The sequence below is a fragment of the Micromonospora sp. NBC_01699 genome, assembly GCF_036250065.1.
Classification (GTDB): domain Bacteria; phylum Actinomycetota; class Actinomycetes; order Mycobacteriales; family Micromonosporaceae; genus Micromonospora_G.
The window spans coordinates 2,452,873-2,471,901 of record NZ_CP109199.1; the positions used below are offsets into that span (position 1 = coordinate 2,452,873).

Here is a 19,029-nt window from a genome sequence, read left to right on the forward strand (position 1 = left end):
GCGTACGTGAGATCCAGGCCACAGTCTCGGGCATGGACACCCCCACCGCCCGGCCACGACGGGACCGCACCCACTATCTGTATCTCGCCGTCATCGTCGCCGTCGTCGCCGGCATCGTCCTCGGCTTCGCCGCCCCGGAGGCGGCCCGGGAGCTGAAGCCGATCGGTACCGGCTTCGTCGCGCTGATCAAGATGATGATCAGCCCGATCATCTTCTGCACCATCGTGCTCGGCGTCGGCTCGGTCCGGCAGGCCGCCAAGGTCGGCAAGGTCGGCGGCCTGGCGCTCGGCTACTTCCTGGTCATGTCGACCGTGGCGCTCGCCATCGGACTCGTCGTCGGCAACATCGTGCACCCCGGCTCGGGCCTGCACCTCGGCGCCGCCCAGGCCGCCGCCGGCCAGGCCCAGGTCAGCGGCGAGAGCGAGGGTACGGTCGACTTCCTGCTCGGCATCATCCCGACCTCGCTGCTGTCGGCACTGACCGAGGGCGAGGTGTTGCAGACCCTGCTGGTCGCGCTCCTGGTCGGCTTCGCCGTGCAGGCGATGGGCCGCCGGGGCGAGCCGGTGCTGCACGCCGTCGGCGTGATCCAGCGGCTGGTCTTCAAGATTCTGACGATGGTGATGTGGCTGGCGCCGTTCGGCGCGTTCGGCGCGATCGCCGCCGTGGTCGGCGCGACCGGGATGGACGCGCTCAAGAGCCTGGCCCAGATCATGATCGGCTTCTACGCCACCTGTCTGATCTTCGTCATCGTGATCCTGGGCCTGCTGCTCCGCCTGATCGCCGGCATCTCGATCTTCTCCCTGCTGCGCTACCTGGGCCGGGAGTTCCTGCTGATCCTCTCCACCTCCTCCTCCGAGTCGGCGCTGCCCCGGCTGATCGCCAAGATGGAGCACTTCGGGGTGAGCAAGCCGGTGGTCGGCATCACCGTGCCGACCGGCTACTCGTTCAACCTCGACGGCACCGCGATCTACCTGACCATGGCCTCGCTCTTCGTGGCCGAGGCGCTGGGCAAGCCGCTCGCCGTCGGTGAGCAGATCTCGCTGCTGGTCTTCATGGTGATCGCGTCCAAGGGCGCGGCCGGCATCACCGGCGCGGGGCTCGCCACCCTGGCCGGCGGGTTGCAGAGCCACCGGCCGGACCTGGTCGACGGGGTGGGCCTGATCGTCGGCATCGACCGGTTCATGTCCGAGGCCCGCGCGCTGACCAACTTCGCCGGCAACGCGGTGGCCACCGTACTGATCGGCACCTGGACCCGTGAGTTCGACCGGGAGCAGGCGCGGGCGGTGCTCTCCGGCGAGCGACCCTTCGACGAGTCGACCATGGTCGACGAGCACGGCCCGGCGGACGACGAGCACGGGCCGGGGGACGACGAGTCCCCGGCCGACGCGGGCGGCACCACGAAGGAACCCGCGGCGGCCCGCGGCTGACCATCCCCGATCCGCTCCTCGGGCCACCCGCTCCGTGCCACGGGCGGGTGGCCCGAATTATGTGTAGAGCGCAAGTTACGAGGTTTCATCGGTAAAGTCGGTTCGTGACCAGAGGGCAGAGAATCCTCGCCGGGCTGGCGGTGGCCCTGTCGATCGCGCTCACCGCCTGCACGGAGCAGCCGCCGCAGCGCTCCGGCCCGGCGTCCGGTGCCCCCGGCCAGCAGGCCGAGCCGCAGGCCACCCCGGCCCTGGAGCTGATCGCCGGGATGCCGCCCTACACCTCCACCACCAACGTGTACGCCGCCGCCGGCGCCGACCAGTTGAGCGAGGCGGTACGCGGCGACAAGCCCCTCGTCTACGTCCCCAACACCGGCAGCGACGACGTGTGGGTGATCGACCCGGACACGTACAGGGTGGTGGACAAGTTCCCCGGCGGACCGGAACCGCAGCACGTCGTCCCCTCCTACGACCTGCGTACGCTCTACGTCGCGTCCAGCCGGGTGCCGTCGGGCGGCCTGGTGCCGATCGACCCGCGCACCGGCAAGCCGGGCAAGCTGATCGACGTGCAGGACGTCTACAACCTGTACTTCACCCCGGACGGCAAGCAGGGGATAGTGGTCGCCGAGTTCTACCGGCGACTCGACTTCTACGACGTCACCACCTGGCGGCGGACCGGCTCGGTCAGCTTCCCGGAGTGCGCCGGAATCAACCACCTGGACTACTCGGTCGACGGCCGGACCATGCTGGTGAGCTGCGAGTTCGGCAACCGGATGCTGGTCGTCGACTCGGTCACCCGCACCAAACTGCGCCAGTTCGACCTGGACGTGGTCGCCGACGGGATGCCGCAGGACACCCGGCTCACCCCGGACGGGCGGCACTTCCTGGTCGCGGACATGATGGCCGCCGGCGTCTACGTCTTCGACGGCGCGGCCACCCAACGGACCGGTTTCATCCCCACCGGCAAGGGCGCGCACGGCATCTACTTCAGCCGGGACGGCACTCTCGCGTACGTCACCAACCGGGACGACGGCACCGTGAGCCTGATCGACCTGGCCACGCTCACCCCGGCCGGACTCTGGCGGATTCCCGGCGGGGGCAGCCCCGACATGGGCGGGCTCTCCGCCGACGGCCGGGTGCTCTGGCTCTCCGGCCGCTACCACGACGAGGTGTACGCGATGAGCACCGCGGACGGTCGGCTGCTGGCCCGGATCCCGGTCGGCTCCGGCCCGCACGGGCTCACCATCTGGCCCCAGCCCGGCCGCTACTCCCTCGGCCACACCGCCAACATCCGCTGAGCCGGGTCGGCGGACGCCCCGCCACCGAACGAGCCCCGGCGTGCTCCACGGTGCCCGGTCCGGCCACCTACCCTGGGCATATGGATCTTGCGCAGGCACAGGAGTTGTGGAATCCGGAGCCGGGCTGGCTCAACACCGCGAGCTACGGGCTGCCGCCGCGACCGGCCTGGGACGCGTTGCAGCAGGCGCTGGGCGAGTGGCAGGTCGGCCGTACGTCGTGGGAGGGCTGGAACGCCGCCACCGACCGGTCCCGTACCGCGTTCGCCCGACTGGTCGGGGTGCCGGTCGCCGACGTCTGCGTGGGTGCCGGGGTGTCCCAGTTGCTCGCCCCGATCGCCGCCGCGCTACCGGCCGGCACCACCGTACTGGCGCCGGAGGAGGAGTTCACCTCGAACCTTTTTCCCTGGCTGGTGCACGGCGATCGGGGCGTACGGGTGCGCACCGTACCGGCGGCGCGGCTGGTCGAGTCGATCGACGCGTCCACCGATCTGGTCGCGTTCAGCCTGGTCCAGTCCGCCACCGGCGCGGTCGCCGAGTACGAGGCGGTGGTGGCGGCGGCCCGTGACCACGGCGCGCTGGTGGTGGTGGACGCGACCCAGGGCTGCGGTTGGCTGCCGTTCGACGCGGGACTGGCCGACGCGGTGGTGGTCGGGGCGTACAAGTGGTTGATGGCGCCCCGCGGCGCCGCGTTCGGTTACCTCGCCCCGGCGTTGCGGGACCGGCTCACCCCGCTCGCCGCCGGCTGGTACGCCGGTGACGACCCGCACGGCTCCTACTACGGCCCGCCGCTGCGGTTGGCCGCCGACGCCCGCCGGTTCGACCTGTCCCCGGCCTGGTTCAGCTTCGTCGGGGCGGCACCCGCGCTGGAACTGATCGCCGAGATCGGCCTGCCGGCGATCCACGCCCACAACGTGAACCTGGCCAACAGCTTCCTCACCGGCCTGGGCCAGCCCCCCGGCAACAGCGCCATCGTCACCGTCGACGTCCCCGACGCCCAACAACGCCTGGCCGCCGCCGGTATCCGCGCCGCCGTCCGCGCCGGCCACCTCCGCGCCTCCTTCCACCTCTACACCACCCCCACCGACATAACCCAAGCCCTAACCGCCCTCACCTGACCCCACCCCCCCTCCCCCCTACCCCACCCCCCACCCCCCTGCCCCCCGCCCCCTGCCCCCCCACCCCCTGCCCCACCCCTCTCCTCGTCGATCTAGGGCATATACGTGCTTGTGGATCTCCAACAGCACGTATATGCCCTAGATCGCGAGGAGGGGGGCGGGGGTGAGGTGGGTCACTTTTCGAAACGGTACGGGGTCGTATTGGAATTTGGGGGCTAGGTTCTTTTCGTTACGAGTCTGTTCCGTATCGTTTTTGAGGGTACGGGGTACCGGGGGGTAGGGGCGTTTTATGGAGAACCCGCAACCGTTCGAGAACACGGGGCACCCGAGGCGGTGGGTGATCCTCGGCGTGCTGGTGATCAGCCTGCTCGTGGTGGTCCTGGACAACACGATCCTCAACGTCGCCCTGCGTACGTTGTCCGACCCGGTGCACGGCCTCGGTGCCAGCCAGGGCGACCTGGAATGGGCGATCAACTCCTACACGCTGGTCTTCGCCGGACTGCTGTTCACCTTCGGGGTGCTCGGCGACCGGCTCGGGCGCAAGCGCTTCCTGCTGCTCGGGCTGGCCATGTTCGGGGCCTCGTCGCTGCTGTCCGCGTACGCGCAGAGCCCCGGCCAGTTGATCGGGGCACGGGCCCTGATGGGCCTCGGCGGAGCGGCGATCATGCCGGCCACCCTGTCGATCATCTCCAACGTCTTCGACCCGCGTGAACGGGCCCGCGCGATCGGCGTCTGGGCCGGGGCGGTCGGCCTCGCCGTGGCGATCGGCCCGATCCTGGGCGGGCTGCTGCTGGAGCACTTCTGGTGGGGCTCGGTCTTCCTGATCAACGTACCGGTGGTGCTGGTCGGCCTGGTGGCCGCGTTTGTGCTGGTGCCCGAGTCGCGCGACCCGCGACCGAGCCGGATCGACATCGTCGGCGTGCTGCTCTCGGTGGTCGGCCTGGTGGCGTTGACCTACGGCGTCATCGACGGCGGCGAGCACGGCTTCGACCGGCCGCTGGTCTGGGTGTCGATCGTCGGTGGGCTGGCCGTATTGGCCGCGTTCGTGCTCTACGAGCTGCGGGTCGAGTTCCCGTCGCTGGACGTCCGGCTGTTCAAGATGCCCCGCTTCGCCGCGCCGGTCGCGGTGGTCGGGCTGACCTTCTTCGCCGCCATGGGCGTGATGTTCTTCAGCTCGTTCTACCTGCAACTGGTCCGGGACTACTCGCCGCTGCGTACCGGTGTGCTGTTCCTGCCGTTCGCGGCCGCCCAGCTGATCTTCGCCCCGCGCAGCGCCGCGATGGTCAAGCGGTACGGCGCCAAGGCCGTCTCCGCCGTCGGCCTGCTGCTGACCGCCCTCGCGCTCGCCGCGTTCGTCTTCATCGGGGCCGAGACGCCGATCTGGGTGCTCGTCGTGTCGTTCTTCGTCCAGGGCGTCGGGATGGCCAACATCATGGCGCCGGCCACCGAGTCGGTCATGTCGTCGCTGCCCCGGGAGAAGGCCGGGGTCGGCTCCGCGGTCAGCAACACCGTCCGGCAGATCGGTGGCGCACTCGGCGTCGCGGTCCTCGGTTCGGTGCTGTCCGGGGTCTACCGGGACCAGATAGCACCCGCCACCGACGCGCTGCCGGGCCCGGCCCAGGAGGCGGTGAGCGAGTCGATCTCCGGCGCGTACGCCGCCGCGGCCCAACTCGGCCCGGCCGGACAGGGCGTGATCGACGCGGCCAACGACGCGTTCGTCTCGGCGATGCACTGGGCCGCCGGGCTGTCGGCGATCGTCGCGGTCATCGGCATCCTGGTGGTCCTGCGCTGGATGCCGGGACGTGCGGCGACCCACGCGCACGTCCAGCCGGAACAGACGAGCACGCCGGAACTGGCAGCTACATCATAAGTCGGAAACAATGACGGACATGACCACCACCGCTGATGCTCCGCGGTCGCCCGGGCGACCGCGGAGCACCCGCGTCGACGAGGCGATCGTGGAAGCCACCCTGGACCTGCTCGCCGAGGGCACCACCCTCGAAGCGCTGTCCATCGAGGCGATCGCCGCCCGTGCGGGCGTCGGCAAGGCCGCCATCTACCGTCGCTGGTCGGGCAAGGACGCCCTGGTCGTCGACACGCTGCGGACCCTGAAGGGGCCGCCGACGATGCCGAACGGCGCGACCGTACGCGAGGACCTGGTGATCCTGCTCAGTCAGGTGGGCCGCAACTCGGACGCGCGGGCGGCATCGATCTTCCCGTGCATGATGCCGACCATCCAGCGCGACGCCGCCATGCACCGGCTCTACCAGGAGTTGCTCGAACCCCGCCGGCAGGTGATGCGGGACGTGCTGCTGCGGGGCATCGAGCGCGGGGAGCTGCGACCCGACGTCGACATCGAGCTGACCCTGGCCGTACTGACCGCGCCGGTGCTGCTCCAGCGGCTGCTGCGCTGGCATCCGAAACTCGACGCCGACAACCTGCCCGAGCGGGTGGTCGACGCCCTGTTCTCCGGCATCGCCACCTGACGAGGGGCAGGGCCGGGCATACGGGCGTCAGGCGGTGGGCGTACGGAGGCGGTGCAGGCGCAGGGCGAGCTGTACCTCCAGCGCCCGCTCCGGCTTCTGCCAGTCCGGGCCGAGCAGTTGCCCGACCCGCTCCAGCCGCTGGGTCACCGTGTTCACGTGTACGTGCAACTGCTCGGCCGCGCGGGCCAGGCTGCCACCCACCCCGAAGTACGCCTCCAGCGTCTTCACCAGCGCCGTACCGCGCCGGGCGTCGTAGTCGACGACCGGGCCGACGGTGTCGGCCAGGAACCGGGCCACGTCCCGGTCGCCGTCCTCGCTGACCGCCCCGAGCAGCAGCCCGACGAAGCCGAGTTCGGCGGTGCTGGCCCCCTCGCCGGCCCGCCCCAGCGCCCAGAGCGCGGTCAGGCAGCGGTCCGCCTCCCGGAACGCGGTGCCCAGCGACGCCGGCCCGCGCGACGGGCCGCTGGATCCGGCGGTCACCGGCCGACCGGTGACCCGGGACAGGTCCCGGACCACCGCCCGCGCCGCCGCACCGGCATCCTGACCGGGCACCATCAGCACCACCCGGCCGTCGCGGGCCGCGGCCAGCCCACCCCGGGTCGAGGCGTACGTGGTCGCCCACGACACCACCCGCTGCCGGGCCGAACCGGTCGCCGCGATCACGTCGTCGCCGACCGCCACCAGCACGTGCGGCGCGTCCAGTTCCACCCCGAGCCGGCGGGCCCGGCTGCGCAGCGCCTCCGCGTCGCGTACCGGGCGGGCGATCAGGTCGTCGAGCAACTCGCCCCGGACCCGTCCCTCGGCCTCGGCGACCGTCCGGCGGAACAGCAGCAGCAGCGCGGTCACCAGGGCGGCCCGCTCCAGGATCCGCTGGTCGGCGTTGACGAGTTCGTCGTCCGGGTGCAGCACCAGGGCGCCGAGGTTCTCCGTACCGGCGACGACGGCGGCGTACCACAGGGGTCCCCGACGGACGCTGCGTCCCTCGGTCCGGGAGGCGACCACGGCCTCGACCAGCACCGCCCGCTCCGGCTCGGCGATCGTGCCGACCCGGGCCAGCAGTCGGCCGTCGGCGTCGAGCGCGAGCAGTGCGCCGCCGAGCACCTCGGTCACCGCCGACGCCACGTCCTCCACCCCGCCGCCGCGCAGCACCAGCGCGGTCATCCGGTCGTGCGCGGCGGCGGCCCGCTCGACCGAGGCGCTGTGCGCCCGGATGGTGCCGTTCGCGGCGGAGAGTTCGGCGAGCGCGGCCTGCGTCTCGGCGAGCAGCCGGGCGGTGTCGATCGCCACCGCCGCGTGCGCGGCGAGCGAGACCAGCAGGGCCACCTCCTCACGGGCGAACGGGCGGGCGGACCGGTTCGCCGCGTAGAGCACCCCGATCACGCTCGCGCCGAGCCGCAGCGGTACGCCCAGGATCGCGACCAGCCCCTCCTCGCCCACCCCGGCGTCGATTTCGCCGGTGTGGTGGAAGCGGGCGTCCTCGGGATAGTTCGCGGTCGCGTACGGGGTGCCGCTCTGGGCCACCAGACCACCGAGTCCGGCCCCCATCGGCAGCCGCAGTCGCTGGAACCGGGCCGACACGGAACCGTCGGTCACCCGCATGTACGTGTCACCGTGCGGCTCGTCGTTGAGCGTCATGTACGCCACGTCGGTGCCGAGCAGGTGCCGGGCCCGGTGCACGATCGCGTGCAGCACCGCGTCCAGGTCGCGCAGGCCGGCGAGGTCGCTGGCGGTGTCGTACAGGCCGGAGAGTTCGACCTCGCGTTGGCGGCGACGTTCCAGCAGGGCGCGGACCCGCAGCGCGACCACCTTCGCCTGTTCCAGCTCGGCCAGCCGCTCGGCCGGCAGGCCGGCGGCGCGGGCGGCCACCAGCGGCCCCTCGAACTCCACCGCCGCGGCCTCACGGGCCAGCAGCTCCAGGAACTCGATCGGCGACGACATGGGACCCATTGTGCGGGTGGAGATCTTCAGTTTGCTGTCCAACCCCCGTCGACCGCGATCGCGGCGCCGGTGATGAACGACGCCGCGGGGGAGCAGAGGTACGCCATCAGCTCGGCGACCTCCTCCGGCTCGATCAGGCGCTTGATCGCCGCCCGAGCCAGCATGATCCTCTCGACCACCTCGCTCTCCGGGATGCCGTGGGTCGCCGCCTGTGCCGCGATCTGCCCCTCGACCAGCGGAGTACGCACGTACGCCGGGTTGATGCAGTTGGCGGTGACCCCGTGCGCCGCCCCCTCCAGCGCGACCACCTTCGAGAGCCCCTCCAGGGCGTGCTTGGCCGACACGTACGCCGACTTGTACGGCGAGGCGCGCAACCCGTGCACGGACGAGATGTTGATCACTCGACCCCAGCCGCGCTCGTACATCCGGGGCAGGGCGCGCTGGACGATCAGGAACGGCGCCTCCACCATCACCCGGTGGATGTACGCGAACCGCTCGGGCGGAAAGTCCTCGATCGGCGCGACGTGTTGCAGGCCGGCGTTGTTGACCACGATGTCGACGCGTGCGTCCAGCGCGGCGGTCGCCGCCGGGTCGGACAGGTCGGCCGCCACCGCGTGCCCACCGATCTCGGCCGCCACCTCCTTGGCCGCCTCGGCGTTCCGATCGACCACGGTCACCTGCGCGCCGGCCGCCGCGAGCCGGACCGCACAGGCCCGGCCGATGCCGCTCCCACCACCGGTGACCAGCGCGTTGCGCCCCGACAGGTCGAGCCGTACGACGTGGGGATCCGCCACGCTTTCTGCCGTCATGGCGCAAGAAGCTACGACCCCGACGCGCGGGCGCACATGGGCAGCGCACACATACTCGCCGGAAAAGCTATGTGGCTCCGGTGGCCCGCCCGGTCGCCGCCCACCGGGTGAGAGGGTGGGCGTGTCGGCGTATCGCGGTCGTACGGCCGCCAGTAGGGTGTCGAACACGTGTACTGCCGGGTGCGGCGGTCTCCTCGCCGACCGGCGACGGGGCCAGGGGAGGGGGCGGCGTGCGGGTGCTGGGCGTCGACCCGGGGCTGACCCGGTGCGGAGTTGGTGTGGTCGAGGGTGTTCCCGGCCGGCCGTGCACGCTGGTCGCGTACACCGTGGTCCGCACCGATTCGGCCGCCGACCTGTCGCTGCGGCTGCTGCACCTGGACCGGGCGCTGACCGAGCTGGTCGCCGAGCACCAGCCGGAGAGCGTTGCCGTCGAACGGGTGTTCAGCCAGTCCAACACCCGGACCGTGATGGGCACCGCCCAGGCCAGCGCGGTCGCCGTACTGGCCGGGGCGCGGGCCGGGCTGCCGGTGCAGACGTACACGCCGAGCGAGGTGAAGGCGGCGGTGACCGGGTCCGGTCGGGCCGACAAGGACCAGGTCACCACGATGGTCACCCGGCTGCTCCGGTTGGCCGCGCCACCGAAGCCGGCGGACGCGGCGGACGCGTTGGCGCTGGCCATCTGTCATGTGTGGCGGGGCGGGAACCGGGCCCGGCTGGCCGAGGCCACGGAGGCCGCCGCCCGGCGGGCCGCGGCGGTCGCCGCACCGGGACGTACCGGGGCGGCTGCCGCCCGACGTGGAGGAACAAGATGATCGCCAGTGTGCGGGGCGTGGTGGCCGGGCTCGGGCCCGACACTGCGGTGATCGAGGTCGGTGGGGTCGGGCTGGCCGTGCACTGCGCGCCGGGCACCCTGGCCGGGCTCCGGCTGGGTAGCGAGGCCCGGCTGGCCACCACGCTGGTGGTCCGGGAGGACTCGCTCACCCTCTACGGTTTCGCCGACGACGACGAGAAGCACCTGTTCGAGCTGCTCCAGACGGCCAGCGGGGTCGGACCCCGGCTGGCCCAGGCGGTGCTGGCGGTGCACTCACCGGACGTGGTCCGCAAGGCGATCGCCAACTCCGACACCGCCACCCTGGTCCGGGTGCCGGGGATCGGCAAGAAGGGCGCCGAGCGGCTGGTGCTCGAACTGCGGGACAAGATCGGTCCGGTGGCGATCGGGTCGGACGGCGCGGGCGGCGTGCTCGGCGGGGCGTGGCCGGACCAGATCCGCCAGGCGCTGGTCGGGCTCGGCTGGAGCGTCGCCCAGGCCGACCAGGCGGTGGCCACCGTGGCGGAGACCATCGATGGCCCCACGCCGCCGGTGCCGGTCCTGCTCAAGCAGGCGATCCGGCTGCTCGGTAAGACCCGATGACCGATTCCGGGGACCTGGTCTCGGCGTACGCGGACGACGCCGAACGGGACGCCGAGGTCAGCGTCCGACCGAAGCGGCTGTCCGACTTCATCGCCCAGCATCGCGTACGCGACCAGCTCGACCTGCTGTTGAAGGGCGCGATGGGTCGGGGCAGCCCGCCCGACCACATCCTGCTCTCCGGCCCGCCGGGGCTGGGAAAGACCACCCTGGCCAACATCGTCGCGGCCGAGCTCGGCACCGGCATCCGGGTCACCAGCGGGCCGGCGATCGAGCGGTCCGGGGACCTGGCCGCGATCCTGACCAGTCTGGCCGAGGGCGACGTCTTCTTCATCGACGAGATCCACCGGATCGCCAAGCCGGCCGAGGAACTGCTCTACAGCGCGATGGAGGACTTCCGGGTCGACGTGATCGTCGGCAAGGGCCCCGGTGCGACCGCGATCCCGATCGACGTGGAGCCGTTCACGCTGGTCGGCGCGACCACCCGGTCCGGGCTGCTGACCGGTCCGATGCGCGACCGGTTCGGCTTCGTGGCGCATCTCGACTTCTACAGCGCGGCCGACCTGGAGGCGCTGCTGCACCGGTCGGCGCGCATCCTCGGGGTTCCGATCACCGAGGAGGGGGCGGTCGAGATCGCCGGCCGGTCGCGGGGCACGCCCCGGATCGCCAACCGGCTGCTGCGCCGGGTGCGGGACTTCGCCGAGGTCCGGGCCGAGGGCGTGGTCACCCTGGAGACGGCCCGCGCGGCCCTCAAGGTGTACGACGTCGACGCGCTCGGTCTGGACCGGCTCGACCGGGCGGTGCTCAGCGCCCTGATCGACTCGTTCCGGGGTGGCCCGGTCGGCCTGTCCACGCTGGCCGTGGCGGTGGGGGAGCAGCCGGACACGGTGGAGGAGGTGTGCGAGCCGTTCCTGGTCCGGGCCGGACTGCTGGCCCGTACGCCGCGTGGGCGGGTCGCCACCGAGGCCGCCTGGCACCATCTGGGACGTACGCCGCCGAATGGTACATTTGGTGCCAGTCCGAGCGCGGCGCCCGATCTGTTCGCTGCTGAGTCGTAACTGCCGTGATCTGTTTGTGATCCGTGCCGCATTCGGCGTACACAGACTCACCGACTAGACTTCGCCGCGATCTGTCTGTAGAGACAGGAGATTTCGCTTTCGCCGTGACGTACCACGTCGCGACGGGGCCAATGGGAAGGTCATATCGTGGTTTTGGAAGCGGCAGCAAGCGGCGGTGGAGCCGGCAGCTTCACGCCGATCCTGATGATTGTCCTGCTCTTCGGTGTCATGTATTTCATGATGATCCGGCCGCAGCAGAAGCGCCGTCGCGAGGCTGAGCAGATGCAGTCCTCGATCGGCCCCGGCGACGAGGTGGTCACCATTGGCGGCCTCCACGGCACCGTCGCCTCGGTCGACGACGAGACAGTCACCCTCGAAGTGGCCCCCGGGGTGCACAACAAGTACGCGCGCCCTGCGGTGGCCCGGGTACTGAACCAGGCTCCGAAGCTTGAGACGATCTCGGACGAGGTCGAAGCGAAGGAGTAACCCACCCCCGGTGTGCGGGGCAGGTTATCGATCGAAGATAGTTGATAGCTGTACCGGCGTGACCCCACGCCGGAGAGGTACGCATGTCGCCGGGCATGCCGGCGCGCCCATCGCCGCCCACCACCAGCGGCCGAACCGTGCAGGGAGACAGGACAGCCGTGGCACCACCTCAGGGACAGATGCACCCCGGGCGGCAGCTAGCCGTACTCGGGGGCATCTTTGTCGTCCTCTACCTCTTAGTCTTCTTCGCCGGCGGTGCTAGCGGGAGCTTCCGCGACCGGTTGGAGCCGAAGCTGGGTCTCGACCTCGTCGGTGGCACCCGGATGACGCTTGAGGCGACGAGCCTCAACAACCAGCCCCCCACGGCCGAGAACCTGGAGGAGGCCCGGCAGATCATCGAGAACCGGGTCAACGCCCAGGGCGTCTCCGAGGCCGAGGTGGTGACCGAGGGCAACCGCAACATCGTCATCTCGCTGCCCGGCCAGAGCCGCGACCTCAGCGAGGTCGGCGAGGCGGCCGAACTGCGGTTCCGCAAGGTGATCAAGGCGACCGACGGTGGGGCGCCCAGCGCTGCCCAGCCGCCGCCGGCCGCGACCCCGGATCCGTCGGCCCCGGCGGCAACCCCGTCGGTCGGCGCGACCCCGAGCGCCCCGGCTGCGGGTGCGCCCAGCGCCACGCCGTCCGCCGGTGGGCAGGGCGGGATGGCACCGACCCCCACGCCGAGTGCCGCCACCGGCGCACCCGCGACCCCGAGCGCCTCGGCTTCGGCGGCCCCGGTGCCGCAGAGCGTGGAGCAGGCGCGGGCCGCGGTCCAGCAGAAGGTGGGCGCGGCGGCCTGGCAGGCAGCGAGCGCACTCCAGGCGCCGGCCGACCTGACCACCGACCCGACCCTGCTCGAAACGCTCAAGCCGTTCGGCACGCTGACCGGCCGCGAGGTTGCCGCGCTGCCCGCGGCGATGCAGTTCAACGTACCGACGATCACCTGCGAGCTGCTCGAACAGCGCCCGGCGGCCTCGATCAGCGCCGTGGACCAGCAGGTCGTGGCCTGTGAGGGCCCGGTGAAGAACCTGCTCGACGTGGCGAAGGTGCTGGGCACCGACGTCAGCGACGCCAGCGGCGTGCTGGACCAGAACAGCCAGTGGGTGGTCAGCCTCGACTTCACCGGCGACGGGCAGAAGAAGTGGACCAACCTGACCCGCGAGGCGTTCAACAACGAGGGCGGCGCCTGCGACCAGGGCGCGCTCGGCCCGGACGGCAAGTGCCGGGTCGCCGTGGTGCTCGACAACACGATCGTCTCGTCGCCCGAGATCCAGGGCGTGCTCACCGGCGACTCGCAGATCACCGGTAACTTCACCAGCAAGGACGCCAACACGCTCGCCGGCCAGCTCCGCTTCGGCGCGCTGCCGGTGACGTTCGAGCCGCAGGAGCAGGAGTCGGTTTCCGCGACGCTGGGCTCCAGCCACCTCAAGGCCGGTCTGCTGGCCGCCGGGGTGGGCCTGCTGCTGGTCGCCATCTACTCGTTCTTCTACTACCGCCTCCTCGGCACGGTCATCATCCTCAGCCTGGGCCTCTCGGCGCTGCTGGTCTTCGGTGCGCTGATCGTGCTCGGCCGGCAGATCGGCTTCACGCTGACCCTCGCCGGCATCGCCGGATTCATCGTCTCCCTGGGTGTCGCCGCCGACTCGTTCGTGATCTATTTCGAACGTCTCAAGGACGAGATCCGCGAGGGACGCAGCCCGCGCAGCGCGGTGCCCCGCGCCTGGGCCCGGGCCCGGCGGACGATCATCTCGGCCAACGCCATCTCGATCCTGGCGGCGGTCGTGCTCTACGTGGTCTCGGTCGGCACGGTGAAGGGTTTCGCCTTCGCGCTCGGCCTGGCCACGATCCTCGACCTGGTCGTCGTCTTCCTCTTCCGGCACCCGATCATGACGATGTTCGCCAACACCAAGGCGTTCCTGTCGCCCCGGGTCAGTGGGCTCGGACGGGTGCTGCACAGGGCCGAGGCCGAGCCGACCGAGCCGCGCAACCCGCGCGCCAAGGAGGCCTAGCATGAGCGAGCCAGTCATCCAGGGCAGCGCCCCGGCCCACTCGGCCGTCGCAGAGCAAAGCGAGGTAGCGGCATGAGCCGCCGTAGCGGTCTGGCCACCCGGCTCTACCAGGGCGAGGCCGGTCTCAACATCATCGGACGTCGCCGGCTCTGGATCGGCATCGCCCTCGGGCTGGTGCTGGTCGCGCTCGTCAGCATCTGGACCCCCGGGTTCAAGCTCGGCATCGAGTTCTCCGGCGGCAACTCCTTCCAGGTGCCCGCCAGCGTCGGCACTATCGACCACGCCGAGGAGCAGGTCGACGCGGCGCTGAGCAGCCTCGGCGGCGACGAGCCGGCACACGTCGTCTCCACCCAGACGGTCAACGGCGTCGGCGGCTCCTTCTACGAGCTGCGCACCACCGAGCTGAACACCCAGCAGTCCAACGACGTGCAGGCCGACCTGGCCGGCAAGTTCGGCATCGCCGGGGACCAGATCAGCATCAACCAGGTGAGCGCGGCCTGGGGCGACCAGGTCACCGAGCGAGCCCTGCTCGGTCTGGTGGTCTTCGTCGTCCTGGTCATGATCTACCTGATCCTGCGGTTCGAGTGGCGGATGGCGGTCGCCGCCGTCTCGTCGCTCTTCCTCAACCTGGCGCTGACCGCCGGCATCTACGCCCTGGTCGGCTTCGAGGTGACCCCCTCGACCATCGTCGGCTTCCTCACCATCCTCGGCTTCGCGCTCTACGACGTCGTGGTGGTCTTCGACAAGGTCCAGGAGAACACCCGCGGCATCACCGCGAGCAGCACCCAGACCTACGGCGAAGCGGCCAACCTGGCCATCAACCAGACCCTGATGCGGTCGATCAACACCGGTCTGGTGGCGTTGCTGCCGGTCGGTGGCCTGCTCTTCATCGGTGCCGGCCTGCTCGGCGCGGGCACCCTGGAGGACCTCGGTCTGGTGCTGTTCCTCGGTATGGGTATCGCGGTCTACTCCTCGATCTTCTTCGCGACCCCGGTGCTGAGCCTGCTCAAGGACTACGAGCCGCGGATCCAGACGCACACCAAGCGGGTCCTGGCCCGGCGTTCCACCACCGGTGGCGCACGCCCGGCCACCGCTGCCCGCCGGCCGGCTGCCCGTACCGGTGAGGAGCCGGTCGGCGACGACACCGTACCGGCCGGGCCGACCGACGAGGAGGCGGCGGCGCTGGCCGGCGCCGCCCCGAAGGTCGGTGCCCGTCCCACAGGCAAGCGGTCCTCCGGTGCCCGCGGTGGTCGACCGGGTGGCGGCGGCGGTAGCCGGCCGAGTGGGGCCAAGCGCCGCTGACCCTGGCGGAACAGACGACGGAGGCGTCCGGCATGCTGGCTACAACGGCGTGCCGGGCGCCTTTCGTATGGCGTGGGCGCGGATGTCCGGTGAGAGGGGCAGCATGACGGAGACCCAGACCGGGGTACGCGGCGACAGCGGCCCGGCCACGGCGGAACTGGTGGCCAGCCGGGTGCTGGACGTACCGGACTTTCCCCGGCCCGGAGTGGTGTTCAAGGACCTGATGCCGCTCTTCGCCGACGGTGACGTGTTCCGTGGCGTGATCGACGGGATCATCGAGTACCACGGGCGGGACTCGTTCGACGTGGTGGCCGGCATCGAGGCGCGCGGCTTCGTGCTCGCCGCCGCGATCGCGTACGCCACCGGCCGGGGGGTGGTGCCGGTGCGCAAGGCCGGCAAGCTGCCCCGTGCGGCGTACGCCGCCTCCTACGCCCTGGAGTACGGCGAGGCCACCCTTGAGGTGCACCAGGATGCCTTCACGGCCGGTCACCGGGTACTGGTGGTGGACGACGTGCTCGCCACCGGCGGTACGGCGGAGGCGACGCTGAGTCTGGTCGAGCGGGCCGGCGGGACCGTGGCGGGGCTGTCCGTACTGTTGGAACTCTCTTTCCTCGGGGGCCGGGAGCGGCTGGCTCCCCGTCCCGTCCATGCACTTCTGACCGTTTAGTAGAGCTTGTCATCGGGGATCGATCCGGTGCGTGCGGGGGAGCGGCATCCGGCAGTCCGGACGGGTAGCATTGCCTTTCGCTGACCAGGTGGAGGCCGTTCTACCGGGCTGGCACAGGACCAGGTCGACCGGTTACGGTCGGCTCGTCCCAAGCGAGGTGTGAGGAGGCCGGTGTCCCACGATGTCGCCCCTCCGGCGGAGGGCACGGTGCAATCGACCAGCGACGCCGACGGTGTCACCCAGGTGGCCGGGTCCGTCGGCGGGCCGGTCCCGACCGCGACCGCCGGTACCAGTTCCGTCGCCCCCACCGGTGAGTCCGGTGACGTCGGGTCGGCCGATGGTGTGGCGGCCGGTGCGGCCGCCCGAAACGGTGATCCCGACTCCGGTGACCCCAACCCGGCCGCGGTCGGCAGCGCGGGAGCCGGTCACGCCGACAACGGCAGCAATGGCGGCGGCGCCGCCAACGGAAGCGGTGGTAACGGCGGTGCGGTCGTAGCGGCGCCGGTCGGCCCGATCGCGGTGGTGGCCGGTGACGATCCCGCCGCCGTCGTTCCGATCGCGGTCGCCCCGTCGGTCGCCCCGGTCGACGTTCTCGCCCCGCCGGTCCCGCCCGTCCCCGCGGGTGGCGTCGTGGTGCCGATCGGCGTGGCCGGTCGACTCGTCACGACCGACGAACCCGGCGCGGCCACGTCCAGCTTCGGTCTGGCCAGCGCGCCGACCGGGCGGCGGGTGCGGGCCCGGCTGGCCCGGTTCAACGCACCCTGGCAGACGCCGCAGGTGAGCGAGGTGCTCGAACCGCTGATCGCCACCCACCGGGCCGCCCACCCCAAGATGGACCCCCGGATGTTGCAGCGCGCCTTCGACATGGCCGCCCGCTGGCACTCGGGGCAGTACCGCAAGTCCGGTGACCCGTACATCACCCACCCGCTGGCGGTGGCCACCATCCTGGCCAACCTCGGCATGGACACCACCACGCTGGTCGCCGCGCTGCTGCACGACACCATCGAGGACACCAACTACGGCCTGGACCAGATGCGGATCGACTTCGGGGCCGAGGTCGCCCTGCTGGTCGACGGGGTCACCAAGCTGGACAAGGTCAAGCTGGGTGACGCGGCCAAGGCCGAGACGATCCGGAAGATGGTCGTCGCGATGGCCAAGGACCCCCGGGTCCTGGTGATCAAGCTGGCCGACCGGCTGCACAACATGCGTACGCTGACCTTCCTGCCCCGCGCGAAGCAGGAGCAGAAGGCCAAGGAGACGCTGGAGATCCTGGCTCCGCTGGCCCACCGCCTGGGTATGAACACGATCAAGTGGGAGCTTGAGGATCTCGCCTTCGGCACCCTGTTCCCCAAGCGGTTCGAGGAGATCAACCGGCTGATCGGCGAGCACCAGCCGCAGCGGGAGGCGCTGCTGCGCCAGGTGACGCAGAAGGTGCAGGTCGACCTCAAGGCCGCCAAGATCAAGGCGGAGACGACCGGGCGGCCCAAGCACCTCTACTCGATCTACCAGAAGATGATCGTCCGGGGTCGGGACTTCAACGACATCTACGACCTGGTCGGGGTGCGGATCCTGGTCGAGACGGTGCGCGACTGCTATGCGGCGCTCGGTGTGATCCACGCGAACTGGCAGCCCGTACCGGGCCGGTTCAAGGACTACATCGCGATGCCGAAGTTCAACATGTACCAGTCCCTGCACACCACCGTGATCGGGCCCAGCGGCAAGCCGGTGGAGATGCAGATCCGGACGTACGCGATGCACCGCACCGCCGAGTTCGGCATCGCCGCGCACTGGAAGTACAAGGAGCAGAAGGGCGCCACCGTCGTCGGCCCACCGGCCAACATCGACGAGATGACCTGGCTGCGGCAACTGCTGGACTGGCAGCGGGAGGCGAGCGACCCGAGCGAGTTCCTCGACGCGCTCCGCTTCGACCTGTCCAGCCAGGAGGTGTACGTCTTCACGCCCAAGGGCGACGTGATCCCGCTGCCGACCGGCTCGACCCCGGTCGACTTCGCGTACGCGGTGCACACCGAGGTCGGGCACAAGTGCATCGGCGCCCGGGTCAACGGCAAGCTGGTGCCGCTGGAGTCGACGCTCTCCAACGGCGACGTGATCGAGATCTTCACCTCGAAGTCCGACACCGCCGGCCCCACCCAGGACTGGCTCGGTTTCGTCAAGAGCCCCCGGGCGCGGACGAAGATCCGGCAGTACTTCAACAAGGAGCGCCGCGAGGAGGCGATCGAGGCCGGCAAGGACGCGATCGTCAAGCAGATGCGCAAGCAGGGCATGCCGTTGCAGCGGATGCTCAGCTCCGACAACCTGATGGCGATCGCCCGGGACCTGCACCTGGCCGACGTCGCGTCGCTCTACGCGGCGGTCGGCGACAGCCAGGTCTCCGCCCAGTCGGTGGTCCAGCGGCTGATGGCCGGCTACGGCGGCGAGGAGGGCGCGGCGGAGGACATCGCCGAGACCGCCGTCGCCACCCGCCCGCCGCGCAGCCGTACCTCCAGCCACGACCCCGGAGTGGTGGTTCGTGGGGTCAGCGACGTCTGGATCAAGCTCGCCCGCTGCTGCACCCCGGTGCCGCCGGACTCGGTGTTCGGCTTCGTCACCCGCTCCGGCGGGGTGAGCGTGCACCGCGACGACTGCGCCAACGCCGAGGATCTCCGGGTGCAGGGCGAGCGGATCGTGGAGGTGAGCTGGAAGCTCACCTCGGCGTCCACCTTCCTGGTGGCGATCCAGGTCGAGGCGCTGGACCGGCACAAGCTGCTCGCCGACGTGACCCGGGTGCTCTCCGAGGAGCGGGTGAACATCCTCTCCGCGACGGTCACCACCACCCGCGACCGGGTGGCGGTGAGCCGGTTCAGCTTCGAGATGGCCGACCCGAAGCACCTGGGCCACCTGCTGGCGGCGGTCCGCAAGGTCGACGGCGTCTTCGACGCCTACCGGGTCACCTCCGGCGCCTGACCCGCTACCACCGGCTCCAGGCAACC

General features: G+C 71.0%; 15 protein-coding genes. 13 read left to right on the forward strand and 2 right to left on the reverse strand.

The genetic code is table 11. The features are described from left to right. The first annotated feature begins 32 nt into the window (after window positions 1-32). The 5 genes from OG792_RS11065 (at window position 33) to OG792_RS11085 (ending at window position 6,323) form a co-directional block, all read left to right on the forward strand. Window positions 33-1,427, forward strand: a complete 1,395-nt coding sequence (locus OG792_RS11065; protein WP_329109255.1) for a cation:dicarboxylate symporter family transporter — start codon at window positions 33-35, stop codon at window positions 1,425-1,427. Between the two features lie 104 nt (window positions 1,428-1,531). After that, the gene (locus OG792_RS11070) at window positions 1,532-2,722 is read left to right on the forward strand and encodes a YncE family protein (protein WP_329109256.1); all 1,191 of its coding nucleotides are present in this window, start codon (window positions 1,532-1,534) and stop codon (window positions 2,720-2,722) included. 80 nt (window positions 2,723-2,802) lie between these two features. Further along, a complete protein-coding gene (locus OG792_RS11075; protein ID WP_329109258.1) occupies window positions 2,803-3,837 on the forward strand; it encodes an aminotransferase class V-fold PLP-dependent enzyme in 1,035 nt (344 codons plus the stop codon). Between the two features lie 289 nt (window positions 3,838-4,126). After that, entirely contained in the window at window positions 4,127-5,707 is a 1,581-nt protein-coding gene (locus OG792_RS11080; protein ID WP_329109260.1) for an MFS transporter, read from the forward strand. Window positions 5,708-5,795: 88 nt separating this feature from the next. Beyond that, window positions 5,796-6,323, forward strand: coding sequence for a TetR/AcrR family transcriptional regulator (locus OG792_RS11085; RefSeq protein ID WP_329109261.1), 528 nt, complete (start codon window positions 5,796-5,798; stop codon window positions 6,321-6,323). 27 nt (window positions 6,324-6,350) lie between these two features. Here the strand turns inward: OG792_RS11085 and OG792_RS11090 are convergent, their stop codons facing one another. Together OG792_RS11090 and OG792_RS11095 are read right to left on the reverse strand one after the other, a co-directional pair. Then, window positions 6,351-8,270 (reverse strand): helix-turn-helix domain-containing protein, encoded by a 1,920-nt coding sequence (locus OG792_RS11090; protein WP_329109263.1) that lies wholly within the window; start codon window positions 8,268-8,270, stop codon window positions 6,351-6,353. A gap of 17 nt (window positions 8,271-8,287) precedes the next feature. Continuing rightward, entirely contained in the window at window positions 8,288-9,070 is a 783-nt protein-coding gene (locus OG792_RS11095; RefSeq protein WP_329109264.1) for a 3-hydroxybutyrate dehydrogenase, read from the reverse strand. 230 nt (window positions 9,071-9,300) lie between these two features. Here OG792_RS11095 and ruvC point away from each other — a divergent pair, with 230 nt between their 5' ends. The 8 genes from ruvC (at window position 9,301) to OG792_RS11135 (ending at window position 19,003) form a co-directional block, all read left to right on the forward strand. Then, window positions 9,301-9,882 (forward strand): crossover junction endodeoxyribonuclease RuvC, encoded by a 582-nt coding sequence (ruvC, locus tag OG792_RS11100; RefSeq protein ID WP_329109265.1) that lies wholly within the window; start codon window positions 9,301-9,303, stop codon window positions 9,880-9,882. After that, on the forward strand, window positions 9,879-10,481 hold the full coding sequence (gene ruvA, locus OG792_RS11105) for a Holliday junction branch migration protein RuvA (protein WP_329109266.1): 603 nt from the start codon (window positions 9,879-9,881) through the stop codon (window positions 10,479-10,481). Before ruvC ends, ruvA begins: the two co-directional genes overlap by 4 nt. Continuing rightward, window positions 10,478-11,536, forward strand: coding sequence for a Holliday junction branch migration DNA helicase RuvB (gene ruvB / locus OG792_RS11110; protein ID WP_329109267.1), 1,059 nt, complete (start codon window positions 10,478-10,480; stop codon window positions 11,534-11,536). The genes ruvA and ruvB overlap by 4 nt, the downstream gene beginning before the upstream one ends. 153 nt (window positions 11,537-11,689) lie before the next feature. After that, entirely contained in the window at window positions 11,690-12,022 is a 333-nt protein-coding gene (yajC, locus tag OG792_RS11115; RefSeq protein WP_329111198.1) for a preprotein translocase subunit YajC, read from the forward strand. Between the two features lie 158 nt (window positions 12,023-12,180). After that, on the forward strand, window positions 12,181-14,070 hold the full coding sequence (secD, locus tag OG792_RS11120) for a protein translocase subunit SecD (protein WP_329109269.1): 1,890 nt from the start codon (window positions 12,181-12,183) through the stop codon (window positions 14,068-14,070). Between the two features lie 72 nt (window positions 14,071-14,142). Further along, the gene (secF, locus tag OG792_RS11125; protein ID WP_329109271.1) at window positions 14,143-15,372 is read left to right on the forward strand and encodes a protein translocase subunit SecF; all 1,230 of its coding nucleotides are present in this window, start codon (window positions 14,143-14,145) and stop codon (window positions 15,370-15,372) included. 103 nt (window positions 15,373-15,475) lie between these two features. Beyond that, window positions 15,476-16,039, forward strand: coding sequence for an adenine phosphoribosyltransferase (locus OG792_RS11130; protein ID WP_329109273.1), 564 nt, complete (start codon window positions 15,476-15,478; stop codon window positions 16,037-16,039). 207 nt (window positions 16,040-16,246) lie between these two features. Continuing rightward, window positions 16,247-19,003 carry a RelA/SpoT family protein gene (locus OG792_RS11135; RefSeq protein ID WP_329109274.1) on the forward strand — a complete coding sequence of 919 codons (2,757 nt, stop codon included), beginning with the start codon at window positions 16,247-16,249 and terminating at the stop codon, window positions 19,001-19,003. Window positions 19,004-19,029: the final 26 nt, after the last annotated feature.

Excerpts from the sequence above, each read along its gene's own strand:
- OG792_RS11090 (WP_329109263.1), bottom strand. The coding sequence starts at position 8,270 with ATGGGTCCCATGTCGTCGCCGATCGAGTTCCTGGAGCTGCTGGCCCGT.
- ruvB (WP_329109267.1), top strand. The coding sequence starts at position 10,478 with ATGACCGATTCCGGGGACCTGGTCTCGGCGTACGCGGACGACGCCGAA.
- secF (WP_329109271.1), top strand. The coding sequence starts at position 14,143 with ATGAGCCGCCGTAGCGGTCTGGCCACCCGGCTCTACCAGGGCGAGGCC.
- OG792_RS11080 (WP_329109260.1), top strand. The coding sequence starts at position 4,127 with ATGGAGAACCCGCAACCGTTCGAGAACACGGGGCACCCGAGGCGGTGG.
- OG792_RS11130 (WP_329109273.1), top strand. The coding sequence starts at position 15,476 with ATGACGGAGACCCAGACCGGGGTACGCGGCGACAGCGGCCCGGCCACG.
- ruvA (WP_329109266.1), top strand. The coding sequence starts at position 9,879 with ATGATCGCCAGTGTGCGGGGCGTGGTGGCCGGGCTCGGGCCCGACACT.
- OG792_RS11065 (WP_329109255.1), top strand. The coding sequence starts at position 33 with ATGGACACCCCCACCGCCCGGCCACGACGGGACCGCACCCACTATCTG.
- OG792_RS11095 (WP_329109264.1), bottom strand. The coding sequence starts at position 9,070 with ATGACGGCAGAAAGCGTGGCGGATCCCCACGTCGTACGGCTCGACCTG.
- OG792_RS11075 (WP_329109258.1), top strand. The coding sequence starts at position 2,803 with ATGGATCTTGCGCAGGCACAGGAGTTGTGGAATCCGGAGCCGGGCTGG.